This window comes from Rhodovulum viride, assembly GCF_003265965.1.
GTDB classification, from domain to species: Bacteria; Pseudomonadota; Alphaproteobacteria; order Rhodobacterales; family Rhodobacteraceae; genus Rhodovulum; species Rhodovulum kholense.
Genome location: NZ_MUAV01000002.1, coordinates 154162 through 174337 on the forward strand (window position 1 = coordinate 154162; position 20176 = coordinate 174337).

Here is a 20176-nt window from a genome sequence, read left to right on the forward strand (position 1 = left end):
CCCCACGACAGGACGGACCGCCCGCCGCGGCGGTTCCCGAGACCGGAACGGAACCGACATGACCAGACCCACCCTTTGCCTCACGCTCGGCCTCGCCGCGCTGAGCCCCCTGTCCGCCCTGGCGCAGGAGGCCCGGTCCAGCCTGATGCTGGACGAGATCACCGCCAGCGCCAGCCTCACGCCCATCGCCACCAACCGGACCGGCGCGACGGTCGAGACGCTCGAGAGCAGCGAGATCGCCGCAGGCGGTCAGAATCTGGGCCAGACCCTTGCCACCCTGCCGGGCGTGTCGATCACGCAGAATGGCGGGCTCGGGCAGACCGCCACGCTTCGGATTCGCGGGCTTGGAAACGGCTATATCGCGACCCGGATCGACGGGATGGGCTTTGCCGATCCCTCGGGCACCCCCGCCGCGCTCGACTTCGGCACCCTGACCGCCGGACTGCTCTCCAGGATCGAAGTGCTGAAGGGCTCGCAATCCGCGCTTTTCGGCGCGAATGCCATCGCGGGCGTTGTCGACATCACCACATGGAGACCGGAAAAACTGGGCTTTTCGGGGCGCGCCACGGTCGAAACTGGCACCTATGGCAGCTACTCTGCCGGTCTGAGCCTTGGCCAGAAGACCGAACGCGGCGAAATCTCGGCCACGATCTCGCATGTCGAAACCGACGGCTTCTCGACCCTGTCGGGCAATGACGAAGCGGACGGCTTTGACGAAGATTCGGTCTCGCTCAATGCCGCCTACGATCTGACCGACACCCTTCGGCTGGGCTTCTCGGGATTCTATTCCGACGGAAACTCGGACTATGACAGCGACGTTACCGACACGAACCCGATCACCCGATCGGAGGCGACGCGAAAAGGCCTGCGCGCCTTCGCCCAATTCGCGATCGGAACGGTCGACAACGAACTGTCGCTGGCGCGCACGCAGACCGAGCGCAGCTACCGTTCGAGTTTCGGGACGTCCCTTTATGATGGCACCAGCCGGGCCGCCAGCTACCTCGGAACGGCCTCTCTGGCGGCCGGGACCGACCTGTCCTTCGGCGCCGACTGGAAGCAGGACGAGGCCACGCTTGACGGCGAGACCTATTCGGTCATCAACCGCGCGCTCTTTGCAGAGCTTCGCCAGGCCGCGACCGACGACATCGATCTGTCGCTTTCGCTGCGCTACGATGATTATTCAAGCTTTGACGATCAGGTGACCGGCCGCGCCGCGCTGGCCTGGCGGCTCCAGCCCGACCTGATCTTCCGCACCTCTCTGGGCACCGGCTATCGCGTCCCCGCGCTTTACGAACTTTACGGCACCATTACCGGCGACACGGTCGGCAACCCGGACCTCAACCCCGAAACCAGCACCAGCTTCGACATCGGGCTTGAAAAACGGCTGTCGGGCGACGGGTTCCTGAAGGCCACCGCCTTCTTTGCGGAAATCGATGACAAGATCGACTATGGCGCGGCCGACCCCGCCATCTGCAGCTATGCCTGGGGCTGCTACCGCCAGCTTGACGGAACCACCCGCAGCCAGGGCCTGGAACTGTCCGGCCGCTACGACATGACCCCTGCGACCGCGCTTTACGGCAGCTACACCTATACCGACGTGCGCTGGAAAGGCGACCGGCTCGACCGCGTCCCGCTCCACGATCTCCTGCTGGGCGTCAGCAGCGAGGTGACGTCGCGGCTCACGGCCGATGTCTCGTACCAATATGTGGCCGGGCGCCTCGACCCTTACGGTTCTCTGCCCGATGCCGGGCTTGCCGCAGCCCAGGTCACCTACGCGCTGGGCAACGGCACCGAGGCCTATGCAAGGGTCGAAAACCTCTTCGACGAGGAGTTCTACTCGGCCGTCGCCTATGGCGGCACCTATCACTACAACACCACGGGCCGGGCGCTCTATGTGGGTCTGCGTGCCTCCTTCTAGCGCGATCCGGCTCGCCGCGGCCCTCGCCCTTGCCGGGGCCGCGGTGCTGGCAGACCCGCCCGCGCGGGTCGTGTCGATGAACCTCTGCACCGACCAGCTTGCCATGCTGGTCGCGGCCCCGGGGCAGCTCGTCTCGATCAGCGAGCTTGCCTCGAACCCGATGAACTCGGCCATGCCCGAGGCCGCCCGCGCCTACCCCGCCAATACCGGCGGCGCCGAGGAAATCTTCCTGACGCGCCCCGATCTGGTGCTGGCCGGCACCTATTCGAACCCCGCGACCCTCGCCATGCTGGAACGTCTCGGCATCCGCGTCGCGCGGATCGGCCTGACGACGCGGCTTGCCGAGGTCCCCGAGCGGCTGCGCCAGACCGGCCGGCTTCTGGGCCGCGAGGCCCGAGCCGAGGCGCTTGCCCGCACCTTCGAGCGGGACCTCGCCCGGCTCTCGCGCGGCGGCCCGCCCCGGCCGCTGGCCGCCTTCTTCTATGCCAACGGCTATACCCAGGGCAAAGGCACGCTGTCGGACGATATCCTGACCCATGCGGGCTTCGCCAATCTCGCAGGCTCCGGCGAGGCGGCGCGCGGTCGCAGCGGCGGCTTCGATCTCGCGCTCGAAGAGCTGGTGATGGCCGATCCCGACCTCCTGATCCTCTCGCGCCCCTATCCGAAAACCTCCCGCGCCGAAGAGATCCTCGCCCATCCCGCGCTCCGCGCCCTGCCCGCCGCCGCCGCCCCGGCCCTGTCCGGCCCCGACTGGGTCTGCGGCACCCCCCTTGTGCTGGACGCCCTGGCCGAGATGACCCGCCGCCGCGATGCCCTCGCCGCCTCCCCCGACCGGAACTGACATCCCATGCGCTTGCAGCTTCTTCTTGGCCCAAATACCCAGGACGCAACGCCCGCAACGGGCCCAAGCTCCGAGGAAAGGCCCCCCCGATGACACGCGCGCTCATGCTGCAAGGCACCGGCTCGAACGTGGGAAAATCGCTTCTGGTGGCCGGGCTCTGCCGCGCGGCGCTTCGGCGCGGGCTGACCGTCGCGCCCTTCAAGCCGCAGAACATGTCGAACAATGCCGCCGTGACCGCCGATGGCGGCGAGATCGGCCGGGCGCAGGCGCTGCAGGCGCGCGCGGCGGGGCTAGAGCCGCTGACCGACATGAACCCGGTCCTCTTGAAGCCCGAAACCGATACCGGTGCGCAGGTGGTCGTGCAGGGCCGCGCCCGGGGCGCGCTGCGCGCCCGCGCCTTCGCCGCCGAGAAACCGAAACTGATGGCGCCGGTGCTGGAAAGCTTCCACCGCCTCGCCGCCCGGCGCGATCTCGTCATCGTCGAGGGCGCCGGAAGCCCGGCCGAGGTCAACCTGCGCGCAGGCGACATCGCCAACATGGGCTTTGCCCGGGCCGCGAACGTGCCGGTCGTGCTGATCGGCGATATCGACCGGGGCGGCGTGATCGCCCAGATCGTCGGCACCCAGGCGGTGCTCGATCCCGGCGATCTGGCCATGGTCCGGGGATTTGCCATCAACAAGTTCCGCGGCGATCCGCGGCTCTTCGACGACGGCTACCGGCTGATCGCGGACCGGACCGGCTGGCCCGGCTTCGGCGTCATCCCTTGGTTCGCCGGGGCCTGCCGACTGCCGGCCGAGGATGCGGTCGATCTGGGCGGCGCGGGCCAGGGCGGCTTTCACGTCGTCTGCCCGATGCTCTCGCGGATCGCCAATTTCGACGATCTCGACCCGCTCAAGCTGGAACCGGGGCTGCGGCTGACCATGGTCCCGCCGGGCCGCGCCCTGCCGGGCGATGCCGATCTGGTGATCCTGCCCGGCACCAAGTCGACCCGGGGCGATCTGGCCTTCCTGCGCGCCCAGGGCTGGGACATCGACCTTGCGGCGCATCTGCGCCGGGGCGGGCGGGTGCTGGGGCTTTGCGGCGGCTACCAGATGCTCGGCCGACGCATCGCCGACCCGGACGGGCTCGAAGGCCCGCCGGGCGTGACCGAGGGCCTCGGCCTTCTCGAGGTCGAAACGGTGATGCGGGCGGACAAGACCCTGACCCGGGTCGCGGCCACTCATGCCGCGACCGGCGCCGCGTTTTCCGGCTACGAGATCCATATCGGCGCGACCGAGGGCCCCGACCGCGCCCGCCCCTTCGCCCATGTCGCAGGCCGGCCCGAAGGCGCGGTCTCGGCCGATGGGCGGGTCGCGGGCAGCTATCTGCACGGGCTTTTCGCCGAAGACGGCTTCCGACGAGCCTGGCTGGACCGGCTGGGGGTCGAGACCGGCACCGAGGGCTACGGCCAGGCGGTCGAGGATACGCTGGATGCGCTTGCCGCCCATCTCGAGGCCCATCTCGACATTGACGCGCTGTTTACCCTCGCCGGTGTAGTCCCCGGAAGATAGCCCCCGACGGGGGTCCAGGCTGCAAGAAGGCCCGCCGGTGCGCGTGCGCGTCCTGATCGTCACGACGGCCCGGAACGAGGGCCCCTATCTGCCGGACTGGCTCGCCCATCATCTGGGCGCGGGCGCGGACGGCATCATCGTCGTGACCAACGATTGCGAGGACGGCACCGACCGCATGCTCGACCTGCTCGATGCCGCCGGTCTGGTCACCCATCTGCAGAACCCCGCCCTCCCCGGCAAAAGCCTGCAATGGCAGGCGTTGAAGGCCGCCGCCCGCCATCCGCGCGCGGCCGGGGCCGACTGGATCCTCGGCATCGACCTCGACGAATATCTCAACATCCACGCGCCCGGCCACGATCTGGCGGCGCTGGTCGCGGCCCTGCCCCCCGGCACCGAGGCCGTGGCCCTGCCCTGGCGGCTATTCGGCGACAATGGCCTGACCGGGCTGCCCGACCGGCCGGTGACCGAGCTTTTCACCGCCGCGATGCCCGCCGACGCCGCCTTCCCGGTCGCGGCGAGCTTTTTCAAGACCCTCTACCGCCCCGCGGCCTTCGGCCGGATCGGCATTCACCGGCCGCGCCCGGCACCGGGCCGGGCCGCGCCGCGCTGGGTCGATGGCAGCGGCACCGCCCTGCCCGAAAGCTTTGCGGCAAGCCCCGGGCGGCTCTCGCTCTGGGGGTTTCCGGCCGGGCGGGCGCTGGCCGAAATCAACCATTACGCCGTGAAGACGCCCGAGGCCTTCCTGATCAAGCGCGCCCGCGGCCTGCCGAACCGGACGGCCCGCGCGGTCGATCTGGGCTATTGGGTGGAACGGAATTTCAACACCGTCGACGACCGCTCGATCGCCGCGATGGCCCCGGCGACAGCGGCGATGCGCGCGCGCCTCGCCGCCCTGCCCGGGCAGGCCGATCTGCACGCCGCCGCGATGGCCTGGCACCGGGCCGAGGCCGCGCGGCAGATCGCGACGCCCGAAGGTCATGCCTTCTACAGCCAGCTGGTGCTGGCCGGGGGCAGCCGGGCGCTGCCCCCTGACCGCGCCGCCGTCCTGTACGGGCTTTATCCGCGCGGAACCGCCGCTGCGGCGAGGCCCTGAGCAGATGGCCCCCGGCCCCGAGATCCTGCGCGTCGCGCTGACGGCCCGGCCGCTTGGCCGCGCGCTCTGCCTCGACGCGGTCGCCACGCCCGCAGGCAGCGGCCGAGAGGTCACGGCGATTCTGGCCAGCGCCGCGCCGCCGGGCGCCGTCGGTCCGGCGGGCGAGACGACGGCCGCGACGCTGCGCACGGTCGCGGGCGCGCCGCTCCTGACGCTGACCTGCGGCAGCGACGAGGGCCCGGTTCCGCTGACGCTCGACGGCGCGGCCGTCACGCTTGACCCGCGCCCGGCCCGGACCGACCTTTTCGCCGGCCTTGACGTCATGGTCGCGCTTCGGAACGGCGAAACGGCCGGGGAGGCCGCCGACTGGCTGGCCTTTCACCGCCGCACCCAGAAGCTTCAGGCCGCGCTGATCGTCGACCGCGCTCCGCCCGGCCCCGAGGCCGATGGCTTTGCCAAGGCGCTGTGTGCCCTTCGGTCCCGGCTTGAGGGGCTGACCCGGGTGCTGCTGGTCGGTCTCGATCATCCGCTGGGCCGCCCCGGCGCGGCCCCCGAAAGCCACCCGATCAATGCCCCCGAAGCCCCGGGCAAGGACCGCATGGCCCCGCCCGCCCCCGACCCCTGGCAGGCCCCGCTGGGCGAGGGGCATCTGTACGAATGGCTGCGCCGGGCATGGCTGGCCGAGGCACACGCGGTCGCCGCGCTCGACCTCAGCGATCTGCTGCGGCCCGATCCGGCCGGAGCCACGGTTTTCGAGACCGCCCGCGCCTCGGGCGCGCTGGCGCTTCTGGGCCGCCATGTCTTTCCGTGGAAATCCCGCGACCCGGCCCGGCCGGGCTTTGCCGATCACGGGTGCATGCAGTTCGACCGGCCGCGCGGGCTGCGCCGCTGGTGCGTCGTGCCGGCCCAGATGCCCGACGATCGGCCCTGGCGCGCGCACCGGGCAGGCGAGGCCACGGCCGAGGCGGTCTTTTACCGCTGCATGGGCATGCGCCATCGCGGCCATCCGGTCGGCCGGATCGTGCCCAGGACAAGCCTTGTGGCCGCGCCCGCTTTGACCGATCTGGTCGCCCGCGAATTCGGTCATGCCCCCGCGCTTCCGCGTCCCGCCGCGCCCCGGGCCGTCGCCCAACAAAGCCCCGGGCGCGTGGCCATCGTCACCACCATGAAGAACGAGGGGCCCTTCATCCTCGAATGGCTGGCCCATCACCGCGCCATCGGCGTCGATGACATTCTGGTCTACACCAACGACTGCAGCGACGGCACCGACCGTCTGCTGGCGCTTCTCGACCGGAAAGGGCTGGTCCGCCATCGCACGAACCCCTACCGCGCCACCGGGCTGAAGCCCCAGCATGCCGCGTTGCAGGCAGCTGGGAACGAGCCCGTGATCCGCGACGCGGACTGGATCGTCTGCATGGATGTCGACGAGTTCATCAACATCAAGACCGGCGATGGCACGCTGGCCGCGCTGTTCGCGGCGACCCGGGGCGCCAACCTGATCTCGATGACCTGGCGGCTGTTCGGCAACGCCGATATCGACGGCTACGAGGACCGCCCGGTGATGGCGCAATTCACGCTTTGTGCGCCCGAGATCACGCGCAAGCCGCATCAGGCCTGGGGCTTCAAGACGCTGTTTCGCAATCAGGGCCTGTTCCGCAAGCTGGGCGTCCACCGCCCCAAGGGGCTGGAACCCGGGCGGCTGGACGAGATCCGCTGGGTCGACGGCTCCGGTCGGCCGCTGCCGCCGCAGATGTACCGCACCGCCTGGCGCTCGACCCCCGGAACGGCGGGCTACGATCTGGTCCAGCTGAACCATTACGCGCTGCGCTCGGCGCAGAGCTTTCTGGTCAAGCGCGACCGGGGGCGGGTCAACCATGTCGACCGCGACCAGGGGCTTGGCTACTGGTTCCGCATGAACCACAACGCCGAAGAGGACCTGTCGATCCGGCGCCGCCTGCCGGCGATGGAGGCCGAGCGCGCCCGGCTGATGGCCGACCCCGAGATCGCCGCCGCCCACGCCGCCTGCGTCGCCGCCCATCGCGCGCGCATCGCGGAACTGATGGCCGCGCCCGACCCCGCCGCGCTTCATGCCGAGCTGACCGGCGACCGGCTGCGGCGGCTGTCGCGGATGCTGTCCCATTTCGGCTCGAACGTCTTTCTGGCCGGGCCGGGGGCGATCCCCGACAGCGTGCTGCGGGCCGATCCGCCCGCCGATTTCTTCTTTACCGTCCCGAAGGGCGAAACCCGGCATTAACCCTGCCTCGGCTAGCCATGGGCCGATGGCCCCTTGCGGGCCGCCTCAGGGAGACGGCCGCGATGCCGCCTGCACGGATCGGCACGCTCTGGATCGGCCCGGCACTCGGCTGGCTCGAACGGCTGTGCCTGACCTCCTTCGTCGATCAGGGGCACGAGGCCACCGTCTTCGGCTATGCGCCCGTCGAGGGCTTGCCGCCCGGGGTCCGGTTCGAACGGGCCGAACAGGTCCTTGCCACCGACCGCATCCTCTGCCACGCCAGATCCGGCAGTCCCGCGCTTTTGTCGGACCGGTTCCGCTATCGCCTGCTGGCCGATTGCCCGGGCATGATCTGGGCCGACACGGATGCCTATTGCCTGCGCCCGTTCGAGACCGAAACCGGCTATTTCCTGGGCTGGCAAACGGACCGCCACATCAACGGCGGCGTTCTGGGGCTGCCGCCCGACAGCCCGGCACTGGCCGCGCTGCTGGCCTTTACCGAGGACGACCACCCGATCCCGCCCTTCTATCCGCCCGCGCGTCGGGCCGACCTGAAGGCCCGGGCCGAGGCCGGCGCCCCCGTCCATGTCCGCGACCTGCCCTGGGGGGTCTGGGGGCCGGACGCCCTGACCCATTTCCTGACCGATACCGGCGAGGCCGACCGGGCCTTCCCGCCCCCGGTTCTGTACCCGATCCCGTTTACCCGCGCCGCGCTGCCGCTCCGCGCCACCCGCCGCGCCGAGGCCGAGGCGCTGCTGGGTCCCGAGACCCGCTCGATCCATTTCTGGGGGCGGCGGTTTCGCAATGCACTGGACAAGATTGGCGGACAGCCGCCCCCGGGAAGCCTTGCCGCCGCTCTTCTGGACCGTCACGGGATCGCCACGGCCCCTTTGGCGCCACGCCGCGCGGATCGGCCCGATTTTTCGATGTTCGACGAGACCGATGTCGCAAACCTGATCCTCCAGCGCAGCGCCAGCGCCGAGGCCGGGCCCGAGATCCGCGCCTGGAAGGCGGGCGACGACGCCCCCTTGCGGGCGCTGGCCCGTGCGCGGCGGGACGAAATCCTCGAGCGTGCCCTGGCCGAGGCCGAGGCGGCCGCGCGGCTTCTGGGCGACGCCCTTGCCGAGGCCCCGCCCGTGCGGCTTGCCGATATCGGCTGCGGCTCGGGGCTGGTCGATCTTTTCCTTCACCGCCGCTTCGGCTGTGCGCTCGAGCTGATCGACATCGAGACGACCGAGGCGCGGCATTTCGGGTTTCGCGACACCGGCGCGGGCTTTGCCGATCTTGCCCGCGCCCGCGCTTTTCTGATCGCCAATGGCGTGCCCGAGCGGATGATCGCGACCGTCAACCCGCGCCACGACGATCTGACGGACCTCGCGCCCGACGCGGCGATCAGTCTGCTCTCCTGCGGCTATCACTATCCGGTCTCGACCTACGCCCCGCTGTTCCGCCGGGTGGTGGCGGCGGGCGGCAGGCTGATCGTCGACATCCGCAACGGCTCGGGCGGGCTGGCCGAACTGCGCCGGATGGGGCAGACCCGCGTGCTGGCCACCGGGCCGAAGCACCGGACCGTCGCGCTGCGCCCCGCCTCCAATGCCGTGGCCGAGCCCTCCCCTGCGCCCGCGGGCGCGTCCGCCGATCGCTGGGCGGGCGTCGCCCGCGACCTGGCCGGGCCTCAGGGCAGCTTTACCGATTGCGGCGCCCATTCCTTCCTCTACGTGCCGCGGGGGCCGACCCTTGTGGTGACCTTCGACAATCTCGAACTGGCGCTGGAAAAGCGCGAAGGCCGCCGCCCCTGGGGCTTCGACTTCATCGCCCGGAACGGCTGGTCGATGCTGGGGGTGATGGCCGCCGGCTGGACCTGGTTCCGCGACCCGGCTGTCGCAGAGCAATTCGACCGGCTGGCCGCCTCGGGCTTCTTCGCCCGGTTCGAGAGGGTGGTGTTCTACGGCGCCTCGATGGGCGGCTACGGGGCTGCCGCCTATTCGGCCGCTGTGCCGGGCGCCACGGTGGTCGCGATCAGCCCGCAATCGACGCTCCACCCGCGCCTCGTGCCCTGGGAAACCCGCTATGGCCGCGCCGCGCGGACCCGCGATTTCACCGGCCGCTATGGCGATGCCGCCGAGGCCAGCCGCGCCGCCGCCGCCGTGCATCTTTTCTTCGATCCGCATGTCGGCCCCGATGCCGCCCATGCCGCGCGCTTCGACGCCCCGAACGTGCGCGCCTGGCGCTGCCCGCTGCTGGGCCACCGGCTGGGATCGTCGCTGCAGCAGATGGGCGTCCTGCAGGAGATCGCCATCGCCGCGATCGAGGACCGGCTGGACCCGGTGCGACTTTCGACGCTGCTGCGCCGCCGCCGCAGCTTTCCGCGCTACCTGCGCGAACTCGCCCGCCAGGCTCTGGCGCGCGGGCATCCCGAGATGGCCGCCCGGGTGGTCGAGATCGCTTGCGCCGGGGCCGACAGCCGCGCGCTCCGCAAGCTCAAGGCCGAGATCGACACGCTTCGCGCCGTGTCCTGACACTCCGCTGACGCCGGGACCGCCCCAGCCCGGGCGGCCATTCGCCGCTTGCCGCAGGACGCAGGCCCAGCTTAGCATGCCCGCCAACCGGCCGGGACCAGGGGGCCCAGAAGCCGGGCAGACAACGGGGAAGACGACAATGACGTTCAAGGCAACGCTTCTGGCGGCCGGGACTACGCTTGCGCTGGCGGGGTCCGCCGCCGCCGATCCGGTGAAGGTGGGCATGATCACCACGCTTTCGGGCGGCGGCGCGAGCCTCGGGATCGACACCCGCGACGGGTTCATGCTGGCGGTCGAGGCCGCCGCCAATCCCGACCTGACGGTGGTGATCGAGGACGACCAGCAGAAGCCCGAAATCGCCGTGCAACTGGCCGACAAGCTGATCCAGTCCGACAAGGTCGATGTGCTGACCGGCATCGTCTGGTCGAACCTCGCCATGGCCGTGGTTCCGGCCGCGACCGCGCAGGGAAAGACCTATCTTTCGACCAATGCCGCGCCTTCGCAACTGGCGGGCAAGGGCTGCAACCCGGGCTATTTCTCGGTCAGCTACCAGAACGACAACCTGCACGAGGCAGCCGGGGCCTATGCCGCCACTGCAGGCATAAAACGCGCCTTCATCATGGCGCCGAACTACCCGGCCGGGAAGGATTCCCTTAGCGGGTTCAAGCGGTTCTACGAGGGCGAGGTGGTGTCCGAGGTCTATACCCAACTCGGCCAGACCGATTATGCCAGCGAGATCGCGCAGATCCGTGCCTCGGGCGCCGACGGGGTCTTCATCTTCCTGCCGGGCGGCATGGGCATCTCCTTCGTCAAGCAATATGCCGAGTCCGGCGTCGGCCTGCCGCTGATCGGCCCGGCCTTCAGCTTCGACCAGTCGATCCTTCAGGCAATGGGCGATGCGGCCGTGGGCTTTCTGAACGGTGCGAACTGGTCGCCCGATCTCGACACCGCCGCCAACGCCACCTTCGTCGAGGGCTTCCGCGCCGAATACGGGCGCCTGCCTTCGGTCTATGCCGCCTATGGGTACGACACCGCGAACCTGCTGCTGTCGGCGATGGCGAAGGCCCCCGTCACCGATGCCGAAGCTTTCCGCGCCGCGCTGAAAGAGGCCGATTTCGCCTCGGTTCGCGGCAAGTTCAGCTTCGCCCCGTCGAACCACCCGATCCAGGACCTGTACGTCCGCGAGGTGGTGAAGGAGGGCGACATCTACACCAACAGGATCGTCGGCACCGCGATGACCGATCGCGGCAATCCCTACGAAGACGCGTGCAAGATGTGACCCCATGGCGGGCGGCCCGGCGCCGCTCGCCCCGCCGGAGACCCGCCCCTTGTCCGCGATGCTTCTGATCGAGCAGGCCCTGAACGGCCTGCAATACGGGATCATGCTGTTCCTGATGGCCGCCGGGCTGACACTGGTCTTCGGGGTCATGGGGTTGATCAACCTCGCGCATGGGTCGCTTTACATGCTGGGCGCCTTCGCCTGCGCGGCCGTCGCCGCCGCGACCGGCAGCTTCTGGCTGGGCCTTGCCGCAAGCCTCGCCGCCGCCGCCGCCGCGGGTGCGCTGATCGAGCTGTCGGTGATCCGCAGGCTTTACGCGCGCGATCATCTCGACCAGGTGCTGGCGACCTTTGCGCTGATCCTGATCCTGTCCGAGGCCACGCGCTGGCTGTTCGGGTCGTTTCCGCTGTATCTCGACATCCCCGCCGCCCTGTCGGGCCCGGTGCGGCTGCCGGGGGGCATCGACTATCCTCTGTATCGCCTTGCGCTGATCGGCTTCGGGCTGGCGGTGGCGGCGGGGCTGTTCCTGCTGATCGGCAAGACGCGGCTTGGCATCCGCATCCGCGCGGGCGAGTCCGACCGCGAGATGATCGCGGCCCTCGGCGTCGACATCTCGCGGCTTTACACGCTGGTCTTCGCGCTGGGCGCGGCGCTGGCCGGGCTTGCGGGCGCGCTGGTCGGCGCGCTGCAATCGGTGCAGGTCGGCATGGGCGAGCCGGTGCTGATCCTGGCCTTCGTGGTGATCGTGATCGGCGGCATCGGCTCGATCAAGGGGGCGCTGGTCGGCGCGCTGCTGGTCGGGATGACCGACACGCTGGGCCGGGCACTGCTGCCGGTCGCCTTCGCGACGGTGCTGCCCCCGGCCGAGGCCGGGTCGGTCGGCGCGGCGCTGGCCTCGATGCTGATCTACATCGTCATGGCGGGCGTGCTGGTGATCCGGCCCGGCGGCCTTTTCGGGCGGGCCTGAGCGATGCGGCGCGAACGCCTTCTGAACGCCCTGATCCTGCTGGCGCTGCTGGCGGTGCCGCTGGCGGCGCAGGCGCTGGACGAACCCTTCCTCGTGACGCTCGCGACCAAGGCCGCGATCCTCGCGCTGGCAGGCGTGGGGCTGAACCTTGCGCTGGGGCTCGGGGGCATGGTCTCGCTGGGCCATGCCGCCTTCTTCGGGATCGGCGGATACGCCATGGCGGTGCTGGCCGCGCCCGTGCAGGCCTATGAGCCGCTGATCAGCTGGCCGATGGACTTGCCGGGCACCAAGTCGATGCCCGCGATCTGGCTGGCGGCGATGGCGGCGGGGGCGCTGGCCGCGCTGGTCATCGGGGCGCTCAGCCTGCGCACCGGCGGGGTCTATTTCATCATGATCACGCTGGCCTTCGCCCAGATGCTTTACTATTTCGCCGTGTCCTGGCCCGCCTATGGCGGCGAGGACGGGATCTCGATCTATGTTCGAAACGGCTTTCCGGGGCTCGACACACTCGATCCGTTGCAGTTCTTCGGGCTCTGCCTCGGCGCCCTGCTGCTGGCGCTGGCGGCGATGCATCTGATCGCGCGCTCGCGCTTCGGGCTGGCGCTCGACGGCGCACGGCAGAACCCCGAGCGGGTGGCCGCACTCGGCCTGCGGCCCGCCCGGCTGAAGCTGATCGCCTTCGTCCTGTCGGGGGCCGTGACGGCGCTGGCGGGGGCGCTCTTCGCCGATCTGAACCGCTTCGTCAGCCCCTCGATGCTGCATTGGCAGACCTCGGGCGAGATCATGGTCTTCGTCATTCTGGGCGGCGCGGGGCGGCTGTTCGGTCCGGTGGCAGGAGCCGCGATCTTTGTGCTTCTCGAACATCTGCTGGGCGGTGTCAGCGAGTACTGGAAGCTTTTCCTTGGGCTTGCGCTTCTCGGGATTGTGCTTTTCGCACGCGGCGGGCTGATCGGCGCGCTGGCGGGACGGGCGGTGGCGCATGACTGAAGAGGTCCTTGAGGTTCAAGACCTGTACCTCGCCTTCGGCGCGCTGAAGGCAACCGATGGCGTGTCGCTGACCCTCAAGCGCGGCGAGATCCATGCCCTGATCGGGCCGAATGGCGCGGGCAAGTCGACGCTGATCGGACTGATCGCGGGCACCCTTCGCCCCGATGCGGGCTGCATCCGGCTGAACGGGCGCGACGTGACCGGGTGTGACGCCGCCGCGCGCGCCCGGGCGGGGCTGGCCCGCACTTTTCAGGTCACGACGCTGGCGCCCGAGCTGACCGTCCTGCAAAATGTGATGCTGGCCGTCGCGGGCGCAGGGGGCACCGCTTACCGGTTTCTCCGCCCCGCGCTGTCAGACCCCGCGCTGGTCGAACGGGCGAGCGGTTATGTCGCCCGGGTCGGGCTGGCCGGGCGCCGTGCGGTACGGGCGGGCGATCTGGCGCATGGCGAACGGCGGCGGCTCGATCTGGCGATGGCGCTGGCGCTGGCGCCCCGCGCCTTCGTGCTGGACGAGCCGATGGCGGGGATGGGGCCGGACGGTGCGCGCGAGATGACCGCGCTGCTCGATCTGCTGCGCCGCGAGGCGCCGATCCTGCTGGTCGAACATGACATGGATGCCGTCTTCCGGCTGGCCGACCGGATCAGCGTGCTGGTCTCGGGCCGGATCATCGCCAGTGGCCCGGTCGAGGCGGTGCGGGCCGACCGGGAGGTGCAGCGCGCCTATCTGGGCGAGGAGCGTCTGGCGTGAGCTTGCTGCAGCTTGAGGGCGTGACGGCCTTTTACGGCCCGGCGCAAGCGCTTTTCGGGGTCGATCTGCGTCTGGCCGAGGGCGAGGTCATGGCGCTGATGGGCCGGAACGGCATGGGCAAATCGACCACGATCCGCAGCATCTGCCGCCTTCTGCCGCATCGGGGCGGCGCCATCCGGTTCGCCGGGCGGGATCTGGCAGGAATGCCCGCCCATCGCGCGGCCCGGCTGGGGCTGGGGCTTGTGCCCGAGGGCCGGCGGGTGTTTCGCGGCCTCAGCGTCGAGGAAAACCTGATCGCCGCGGCCCGGCCGGGGATCTGGGACCTGCCCCGGATCGCGGGACTTTTTCCGCGGCTCGCGGAACGGCGGCGGCAGGAGGCCGGGTCGCTGTCGGGCGGCGAACAGCAGATGCTGGCCATCGGCCGCGCGTTGATGACCAATCCGCGATTGCTGTTGCTAGACGAGGCGACCGAGGGGCTGGCGCCGCTGATCCGGGCCGAGATCTGGGCGGCGATCCGGCAGCTGAAGACCGAAACAGGGCTGGCGATCCTGGTGGTCGACAAGTCGCTGACCGAACTGGTCCGCATCGCCGACCGCGCGGTCATCCTGGAAAAGGGCACCAGCGTCTGGACCGGGCCCGCGGACGGGCTGACGCCCGCGCTGGTCGACCGCTATCTGGGGGTCTGACCCGGCTCAGGCCGGACGGCGGCGCACGAAGCGCCCGTCCGGTCCCAGATGGATACCGCATTCGGTCTTTTCGGGGTTGTCGGCCCAGCGCCCGGCCCGCGCATCCTCGCCCGGCCGAACCGCGCGGGTGCAGGGCTCGCAACCGATAGACCGGAAGCCCGCGGCCTCCAGCGGGTGGCGCGGCAGCCGGTGCGCGGTGAAATAGGCGTCGATGTCGGTTTTCGTCCAGAAGGCCAGCGGGTTGACCTTGAGATGGGCGCCGTCGCGCTCGATCGCGGGAAGGGCCGCGCGGGTCGAGGCCTGAAACCGCTTGCGCCCGGAAATCCAGGTATCGAACCCGTCCAGCGCATCGGCCAGCGGGAAGGTCTTGCGCAAGAGGCAGCACATGTTCGGGTCTTCATGGGCCAGCCTGTGATGCGGGTCCTCGGCGGCGACGGTCGCCGGGTCGGGGCGCACATCGACCAGATTGAGGTCGAGCCGCCGGGCCAGCTGGTCGCGATAGGCGAGCGTTTCGGCGAAATGCCGCCCCGTTTCGATGAACAGCACCGGAATGCGCGGAAAGATCCGGGTCACGTAATGCAGAAGCACCGCGCTTTCGGTGCCGAAGGACGACACCAGCGCGCGCTTGCCCAGCCGCGGGTCAAGCAACAGCCCCACCATGTCGACATGGCCCAGATCGGGCATGTGGTCGGCCTGCAGCGCCTCCAGCAGCCGGTCCGCGCCGCCCGGGGGCCAGGCGCTTTCAGAGGCGCGTTTCGCATCGGAGACGGGATCGGACATTCTGACATTCCCTTGCGCGGCAATGGCCGAGAAGTATCACCCTAAAAGAGTCGGGAAAACCCGCGACACAGGGACCGAAGGCCGCGCGACACCGCTGCGTGATTTTTCGCCACTCTCTGACATGTGCCTGTCACATTGGCATGACTCGGCGACCCGGCTGGCATCGAACTCCCGCTCTGGCCAAATCGCCGCAGGCGGCGTATCCCCACCCCATTCCCCCACCGATGCCCCACGCCGCGAAGGATGCCGATGCCCCGCCCAGTCCTGCTGATCTTCACCGACCTCGACGGCACGCTGCTGGATCACGAAACCTATTCCCACGAAGCCGCCGCCCCGGCGCTGGAGGCGCTGCGCGGGGCCGGGGTGCCGGTGATCCTCGCCTCGTCGAAGACCGCCGCCGAAATCGCGCCGCTTCGGGCCGACCTGGGCCTGGCCGCGCATCCGGCCATCGTCGAGAACGGCGCGGGCATTCTGGAACCGGGCGCCGAGGCCCCCCGGACGGGCAGCCGCTACCGGGCGCTGCGTACCGCGCTCAATCAGGTGCCCGCCCCGCTTCGTCAGCGGTTCCGGGGGTTTGGCGATGGCGGCGCGCACTGGATCGCCGATGCGACGGGGCTGGCGCCCGAGGCCGCCGCGCTGGCCGCGCAACGGCTTTATTCCGAACCCGGCATCTGGTCGGGCAGCGAGGCAGAGAAGACCGAGTTTCTGGCAGCCCTCCGGGCGCAGGGCGTCAGCGGACGCGAGGGCGGGCGCTTCCTGACGCTGTCGTTCGGGGCCAGCAAGGCCGGGCAGATGGCCGAGATCGCGGCGCGTTACTCGACGCCCTATATGGTGGCGCTGGGCGATGCGCCGAACGACCGCGAGATGCTGGAACAGGCCGATCAGGGCTTCATCATCGCCAATCCGCATCGCGCGCCGATGCCGCCTCTCGATGGCGAAGAAACAGGCCGCATCCAGCGGATCGCCGCAGCCGGGCCGAAAGGTTGGAACCAGGCTGTGCTGCAGGTTATTGCTGATTTCGGGATCTGACGGTCCCTCTGTCTTTTCCCGGGGCGCCCCCGCCCCGGCCCTGTCTTTCTTCGGGACGGTCGCTGTCCCGGCAAGGAGCCGCGCCCATGGCCGATTTTCACCAGAACGGCAATGTCGCCACCCTGCACAACCTGCGTTCGGCCCCGGCCGAGCTTCTGGTGCACGAGCTGACGACCTTCGCCCAGACCCGCAAGATCAGCCTGATCCTGCCCTCGCTGTTTTCCGAGCTGGAGGGCGACGCGCTGCCCAAGATCCTCGACGAACTGGCCGAGGTGCCGTTCCTGCACCGGATCGTCATCGGGTTAGACCAGGCCGACGAGGACCAGTTCGCCCATGCGCTGCGCTTTTTCGGCCGGTTGCCGCAGAACCATGTGGTGATCTGGCAGGACAGCCCGCGGATGCAGGCGATCCATGCCCGGCTCGACGTGCACAACCTGACACCGGGCGAACCCGGCAAGGGGCGCAATGTGTGGTTCTGCATGGGCTACCTCATGGCCTGCAAGGACAGCGCGGTGATGGCGCTGCATGATTGCGACATCGTCACCTACACGCGCGAGATGCTGGCGCGGCTGGTCTATCCGGTCGCGAACCCCAACTTCCCCTATCAGCTGGCCAAGGGCTTCTATCCGCGGATCGGCGAGGGCAAGCTGAACGGCCGGGTCAGCCGCCTGCTGGTCAGCCCGATCCTGCTGGCGCTGAAGAAGACCATCGGCGACCGCGATTACCTCGACTACCTCAGATCCTTCCGCTACCCGCTGTCGGGCGAATTCGCGCTCAGGACGGCGCCACTGCCCGACCTGCGCATCCCCTCGGACTGGGGGCTGGAAATCGGGGTCCTGTCCGAGGCCTGGCGGAATCTCGCGCCGCGCTCGGTCTGTCAGGTCGAGATTTCGGACGCCTATGACCACAAGCACCAGCCGGTCTCGCCCGAGGATGCCTCGCGCGGGCTGTCGCGGATGTCGGTCGATATCTGCAAGTCGATCTTCCGCAAGCTTGCGGCCGACGGCACGGTCTTTTCCGAAGAGATCTTCCGCACGCTGAAGGCCACCTATTACCGCGAGGCGCTGGACCTTCTGGACTGCTATTACAACGACGCGCGGATGAACGGGCTGAGCCTCGACCGCCATGCCGAGGAGAACATCATCGAGATGTTCGCCCAGAACATCACCGAGGCCGGGCGGGTGTTTCTGGACAATCCCGCCGAGACCCCCTTCATCCCGACCTGGAACCGGGTGCATTCGGCCGACCCGACGCTGATGGACGACATGCTGGCGGCGGTGGCGGCGGACGCGGCCGATTTCGGGCCCTCGGCCGACTGAAGGCTCATCCGGCGGCGAGCCGCGCCACCCGGGTGACATCGGCGCTTTGCGGCGCCAGCGCCTCGAGATCGTCAAGCGCGACCCAGCGCGCCTCGAGCGCGTCGTCGGCCGCGACCGGCGCGCCCGACTGCCAGAGGCAGCGAACCGCGACCAGAACGAAATGCCCCAGGACCTGCCCGTCAGGCCCGCGGTCGAGCGCGTCGAGCGCGGTCAGCACCGCCTGCGGCTCGGCCCGGATGCCGGTCTCCTCGAACAGCTCGCGGGCCGCGGCGGCCAGCAGCGGCTCGGCGAAGTCGACCTTGCCGCCGGGAAAGCCCCAGAAGCCCGCATCGGGCGGGTTGGCACGTCGCACCAGCAGCACCTGGCCCGCGCGGATCACCACGGCCAGCACCGCGACCAGCGGCCTTTGCCCCTCCGCCGTCATCGCCGCCTAGCCCGCGCCCGGCCCGGCGCCGTCGCGGTTCGAGATCCAGCGGCACTGATAGGGCGCGAACGGGATTTCGGTGCCGGTGGGCGAGATCCGTTCGCCCGACAGCAGGTCGACCCAGTCCTCGCCGCCGATGAGGTTGATCGACAGAGGCGAGACCGACAGATCCTCTGCGCTGACATTGTGCAGAGCGAAGACCGACTGGTCGCGGTCGAGGCTCTGGCGCCAGAGCCCGAACAGCCGGTGATCGAGATGCAGCGTGAACTGGGTCGCGTTCGGATGAAAGGCGGGCTGGCGGCGGCGTATGCCGATCCGCCGCTTCATCTGCCGCAGCACCAGCGCCTGCAGGCTGGACGGATCGTCCAGCAGGGCCAGCAAGGCCGGGTAATCCCAGCGGTGCCGGTTGATCGCGCGCTTGATCCCGGTCTTCTCGACCCCGGCATGATCGTTGGGCGTCGCCAGCAGCGCATGCACATAGAAGGCCGGGATCCCTTCCAGCGCCATGACGATGGTCTGCGAACAGAGGAACCGGTCGACCTGCCACTGGTCCTCGCCCGCGAAGGTGCCCTTCATCGCGTCGAACCAGGTGATGTTCAGTTCGTAGGCGGACTCGCCGCCGCCGACGGTGGAGCGCATCGACACCTCGCCGCCGAAGGACCGGATCGCGCCGATGATGTCGCCGATCTGCTCTTCGGGCAAAAGCCCCTCGACCGGGCGCATGCCGATCCCGTCATGGGAGGCGGTGAAGTTCAGGTAGGCACAGCCCAGCTGCGCGGGCGGCATCGTCGCCTGCCAGCGGTGCAGGTATTCGGCCGTGCCCGACAGCAGCGCATGCAGGATCAGCGGCGGCAGCGAGAAGTTGTAGACCGCATGGGCTTCGTTCCGGTTGCCGAAATAACTGAGATTCTCGTGGTTCGGCACGTTGGTTTCGGTCAGCAGAACGATCGGCTCGACCGCGAAATCGCAGAGCACCCGCATCAGCTGGACGATGGCATGGGTCTGGGGCATGTGGATCGAAGGCGTGCCGGGTTCCTTCCACAGGAAGGCCACCGCATCCAGCCGGACGATGCGCACGCCATTGTCCACATGCAGCCGCATGATCCGCAGGAATTCCAGCAGCACCTCGGGGTTGCGGAAGTCGAGGTCCACCTGATCGTGGCTGAAGGTGCACCAGACATGGCGGGGGCCGTTCGCCGTCTCGACCGCGCGCAGCAGCGGGCTGGTGCGCGGGCGGACCACCGGCGCCAGATCGTCCTCGGGCGAGGCCTCGAAGAAGAAGCGGTCATGGGGCTCGTGGCCCTGCAGGTAGTCGTGAAACCAGTTCGACTGGCTCGACACATGGTTCAACACCAGATCCGACATCACCCGGAAGCTGCCCGCGATGCGCTGGATGTCCTCCCAGTCGCCGAGATTGGAATTGACCGACCGGTAATCGGTCACCGCGAAACCGTCATCCGAGGTGAAGGGAAAGAACGGCAGGATATGCACCCCCCCGACCGTGCCCTCGAGATGCCGGTGCAGGAAATCGTTCAGCAGGTCGAGCGGCTTGTGCTGGCCGTCGGTGAAGCTGTTGCCATAGGTGATGACCATCGAGTCCTCGGAGGACCACAGCCGGTTCGACGGCATCCGGGCGCGGCGGCGGGGGCGCGCGCCCTCGGGCCAGAACGCCTCGACGATCCGGTCGATCAGAAGCTCGCGGTCCTGATCCGGATAGATCCGGCCAACGAGGCCGGCCAGCTTGATGCGCAGGGTCTGCGTCGTGTCGGTCATGGCGTCCAGGCGTTTCCCGCTCTTGTTTGT

Annotated in this window: 16 protein-coding genes; 13 read left to right on the forward strand and 3 right to left on the reverse strand. The window is 69.5% G+C overall.

Translation table 11 applies throughout. The features are described 5' to 3' along the window. Positions 1 to 58: 58 nt before the first annotated feature. From BYZ73_RS02115 to BYZ73_RS02165, 11 genes are all read left to right on the forward strand, one after another. A complete protein-coding gene (locus BYZ73_RS02115) occupies positions 59 to 1918 on the forward strand; it encodes a TonB-dependent receptor plug domain-containing protein (protein ID WP_112314721.1) in 1860 nt (619 codons plus the stop codon). Then, positions 1893 to 2759, forward strand: a complete 867-nt coding sequence (locus BYZ73_RS02120) for an ABC transporter substrate-binding protein (RefSeq protein ID WP_112314722.1) — start codon at positions 1893 to 1895, stop codon at positions 2757 to 2759. The genes BYZ73_RS02115 and BYZ73_RS02120 overlap by 26 nt, the downstream gene beginning before the upstream one ends. Positions 2760 to 2848: 89 nt before the next feature. Next, positions 2849 to 4309, forward strand: a complete 1461-nt coding sequence (locus tag BYZ73_RS02125) for a cobyric acid synthase (RefSeq protein WP_112314723.1) — start codon at positions 2849 to 2851, stop codon at positions 4307 to 4309. Positions 4310 to 4346: 37 nt separating this feature from the next. Continuing rightward, positions 4347 to 5402: a glycosyltransferase family 2 protein gene (locus BYZ73_RS02130; protein ID WP_181497936.1), complete on the forward strand. Its 1056-nt coding sequence runs from the start codon at positions 4347 to 4349 to the stop codon at positions 5400 to 5402. 4 nt (positions 5403 to 5406) lie between these two features. After that, on the forward strand, positions 5407 to 7656 hold the full coding sequence (locus BYZ73_RS02135) for a glycosyltransferase family 2 protein (protein ID WP_112314725.1): 2250 nt from the start codon (positions 5407 to 5409) through the stop codon (positions 7654 to 7656). Positions 7657 to 7718: 62 nt separating this feature from the next. Then, positions 7719 to 10154 carry a class I SAM-dependent methyltransferase gene (locus BYZ73_RS02140; protein WP_112314726.1) on the forward strand — a complete coding sequence of 812 codons (2436 nt, stop codon included), beginning with the start codon at positions 7719 to 7721 and terminating at the stop codon, positions 10152 to 10154. 139 nt (positions 10155 to 10293) lie between these two features. Next, complete coding sequence (locus tag BYZ73_RS02145; protein WP_112314727.1) at positions 10294 to 11433, forward strand: ABC transporter substrate-binding protein; 1140 nt, start codon at positions 10294 to 10296, stop codon at positions 11431 to 11433. A gap of 49 nt (positions 11434 to 11482) precedes the next feature. Continuing rightward, positions 11483 to 12400: a branched-chain amino acid ABC transporter permease gene (locus BYZ73_RS02150; protein WP_181497937.1), complete on the forward strand. Its 918-nt coding sequence runs from the start codon at positions 11483 to 11485 to the stop codon at positions 12398 to 12400. A 3-nt stretch (positions 12401 to 12403) separates the two neighbouring features. Beyond that, on the forward strand, positions 12404 to 13387 hold the full coding sequence (locus BYZ73_RS02155) for a branched-chain amino acid ABC transporter permease (protein WP_112314728.1): 984 nt from the start codon (positions 12404 to 12406) through the stop codon (positions 13385 to 13387). Next, a complete protein-coding gene (locus BYZ73_RS02160; RefSeq protein WP_112314729.1) occupies positions 13380 to 14135 on the forward strand; it encodes an ABC transporter ATP-binding protein in 756 nt (251 codons plus the stop codon). Before BYZ73_RS02155 ends, BYZ73_RS02160 begins: the two co-directional genes overlap by 8 nt. Beyond that, positions 14132 to 14821 carry an ABC transporter ATP-binding protein gene (locus BYZ73_RS02165; RefSeq protein ID WP_112314730.1) on the forward strand — a complete coding sequence of 230 codons (690 nt, stop codon included), beginning with the start codon at positions 14132 to 14134 and terminating at the stop codon, positions 14819 to 14821. The genes BYZ73_RS02160 and BYZ73_RS02165 overlap by 4 nt, the downstream gene beginning before the upstream one ends. Before the next feature lie 6 nt (positions 14822 to 14827). On the opposite strand, the gene BYZ73_RS02170 is transcribed toward BYZ73_RS02165, so the two are convergent. Then, positions 14828 to 15601, reverse strand: coding sequence for a phosphoadenylyl-sulfate reductase (locus tag BYZ73_RS02170; protein ID WP_220086783.1), 774 nt, complete (start codon positions 15599 to 15601; stop codon positions 14828 to 14830). Positions 15602 to 15850: 249 nt separating this feature from the next. On the opposite strand from BYZ73_RS02170, the gene BYZ73_RS02175 reads away from it, so the two are divergent. Together BYZ73_RS02175 and BYZ73_RS02180 are read left to right on the forward strand one after the other, a co-directional pair. Beyond that, complete coding sequence (locus BYZ73_RS02175) at positions 15851 to 16630, forward strand: HAD-IIB family hydrolase (RefSeq protein WP_245943026.1); 780 nt, start codon at positions 15851 to 15853, stop codon at positions 16628 to 16630. Between the two features lie 86 nt (positions 16631 to 16716). Then, the gene (locus BYZ73_RS02180; RefSeq protein WP_112314732.1) at positions 16717 to 17949 is read left to right on the forward strand and encodes a glycosyltransferase family protein; all 1233 of its coding nucleotides are present in this window, start codon (positions 16717 to 16719) and stop codon (positions 17947 to 17949) included. Positions 17950 to 17953: 4 nt separating this feature from the next. Here BYZ73_RS02180 and BYZ73_RS02185 read toward each other — a convergent pair whose 3' ends face one another. Both BYZ73_RS02185 and BYZ73_RS02190 read right to left on the reverse strand, forming a co-directional pair. Then, positions 17954 to 18373, reverse strand: coding sequence for an NUDIX hydrolase (locus tag BYZ73_RS02185; protein ID WP_108024214.1), 420 nt, complete (start codon positions 18371 to 18373; stop codon positions 17954 to 17956). A gap of 6 nt (positions 18374 to 18379) precedes the next feature. Beyond that, positions 18380 to 20146 (reverse strand): sugar phosphorylase, encoded by a 1767-nt coding sequence (locus BYZ73_RS02190; protein WP_112314733.1) that lies wholly within the window; start codon positions 20144 to 20146, stop codon positions 18380 to 18382. Positions 20147 to 20176: the final 30 nt, after the last annotated feature.

Excerpts from the sequence above, each read along its gene's own strand:
- BYZ73_RS02115 (WP_112314721.1), top strand. The coding sequence starts at position 59 with ATGACCAGACCCACCCTTTGCCTCACGCTCGGCCTCGCCGCGCTGAGC.
- BYZ73_RS02120 (WP_112314722.1), top strand. The coding sequence starts at position 1,893 with ATGTGGGTCTGCGTGCCTCCTTCTAGCGCGATCCGGCTCGCCGCGGCC.
- BYZ73_RS02125 (WP_112314723.1), top strand. The coding sequence starts at position 2,849 with ATGACACGCGCGCTCATGCTGCAAGGCACCGGCTCGAACGTGGGAAAA.
- BYZ73_RS02135 (WP_112314725.1), top strand. The coding sequence starts at position 5,407 with ATGGCCCCCGGCCCCGAGATCCTGCGCGTCGCGCTGACGGCCCGGCCG.
- BYZ73_RS02140 (WP_112314726.1), top strand. The coding sequence starts at position 7,719 with ATGCCGCCTGCACGGATCGGCACGCTCTGGATCGGCCCGGCACTCGGC.
- BYZ73_RS02145 (WP_112314727.1), top strand. The coding sequence starts at position 10,294 with ATGACGTTCAAGGCAACGCTTCTGGCGGCCGGGACTACGCTTGCGCTG.
- BYZ73_RS02155 (WP_112314728.1), top strand. The coding sequence starts at position 12,404 with ATGCGGCGCGAACGCCTTCTGAACGCCCTGATCCTGCTGGCGCTGCTG.
- BYZ73_RS02160 (WP_112314729.1), top strand. The coding sequence starts at position 13,380 with ATGACTGAAGAGGTCCTTGAGGTTCAAGACCTGTACCTCGCCTTCGGC.
- BYZ73_RS02170 (WP_220086783.1), bottom strand. The coding sequence starts at position 15,601 with ATGTCCGATCCCGTCTCCGATGCGAAACGCGCCTCTGAAAGCGCCTGG.
- BYZ73_RS02175 (WP_245943026.1), top strand. The coding sequence starts at position 15,851 with ATGCCCCGCCCAGTCCTGCTGATCTTCACCGACCTCGACGGCACGCTG.
- BYZ73_RS02180 (WP_112314732.1), top strand. The coding sequence starts at position 16,717 with ATGGCCGATTTTCACCAGAACGGCAATGTCGCCACCCTGCACAACCTG.
- BYZ73_RS02185 (WP_108024214.1), bottom strand. The coding sequence starts at position 18,373 with ATGACGGCGGAGGGGCAAAGGCCGCTGGTCGCGGTGCTGGCCGTGGTG.
- BYZ73_RS02190 (WP_112314733.1), bottom strand. The coding sequence starts at position 20,146 with ATGACCGACACGACGCAGACCCTGCGCATCAAGCTGGCCGGCCTCGTT.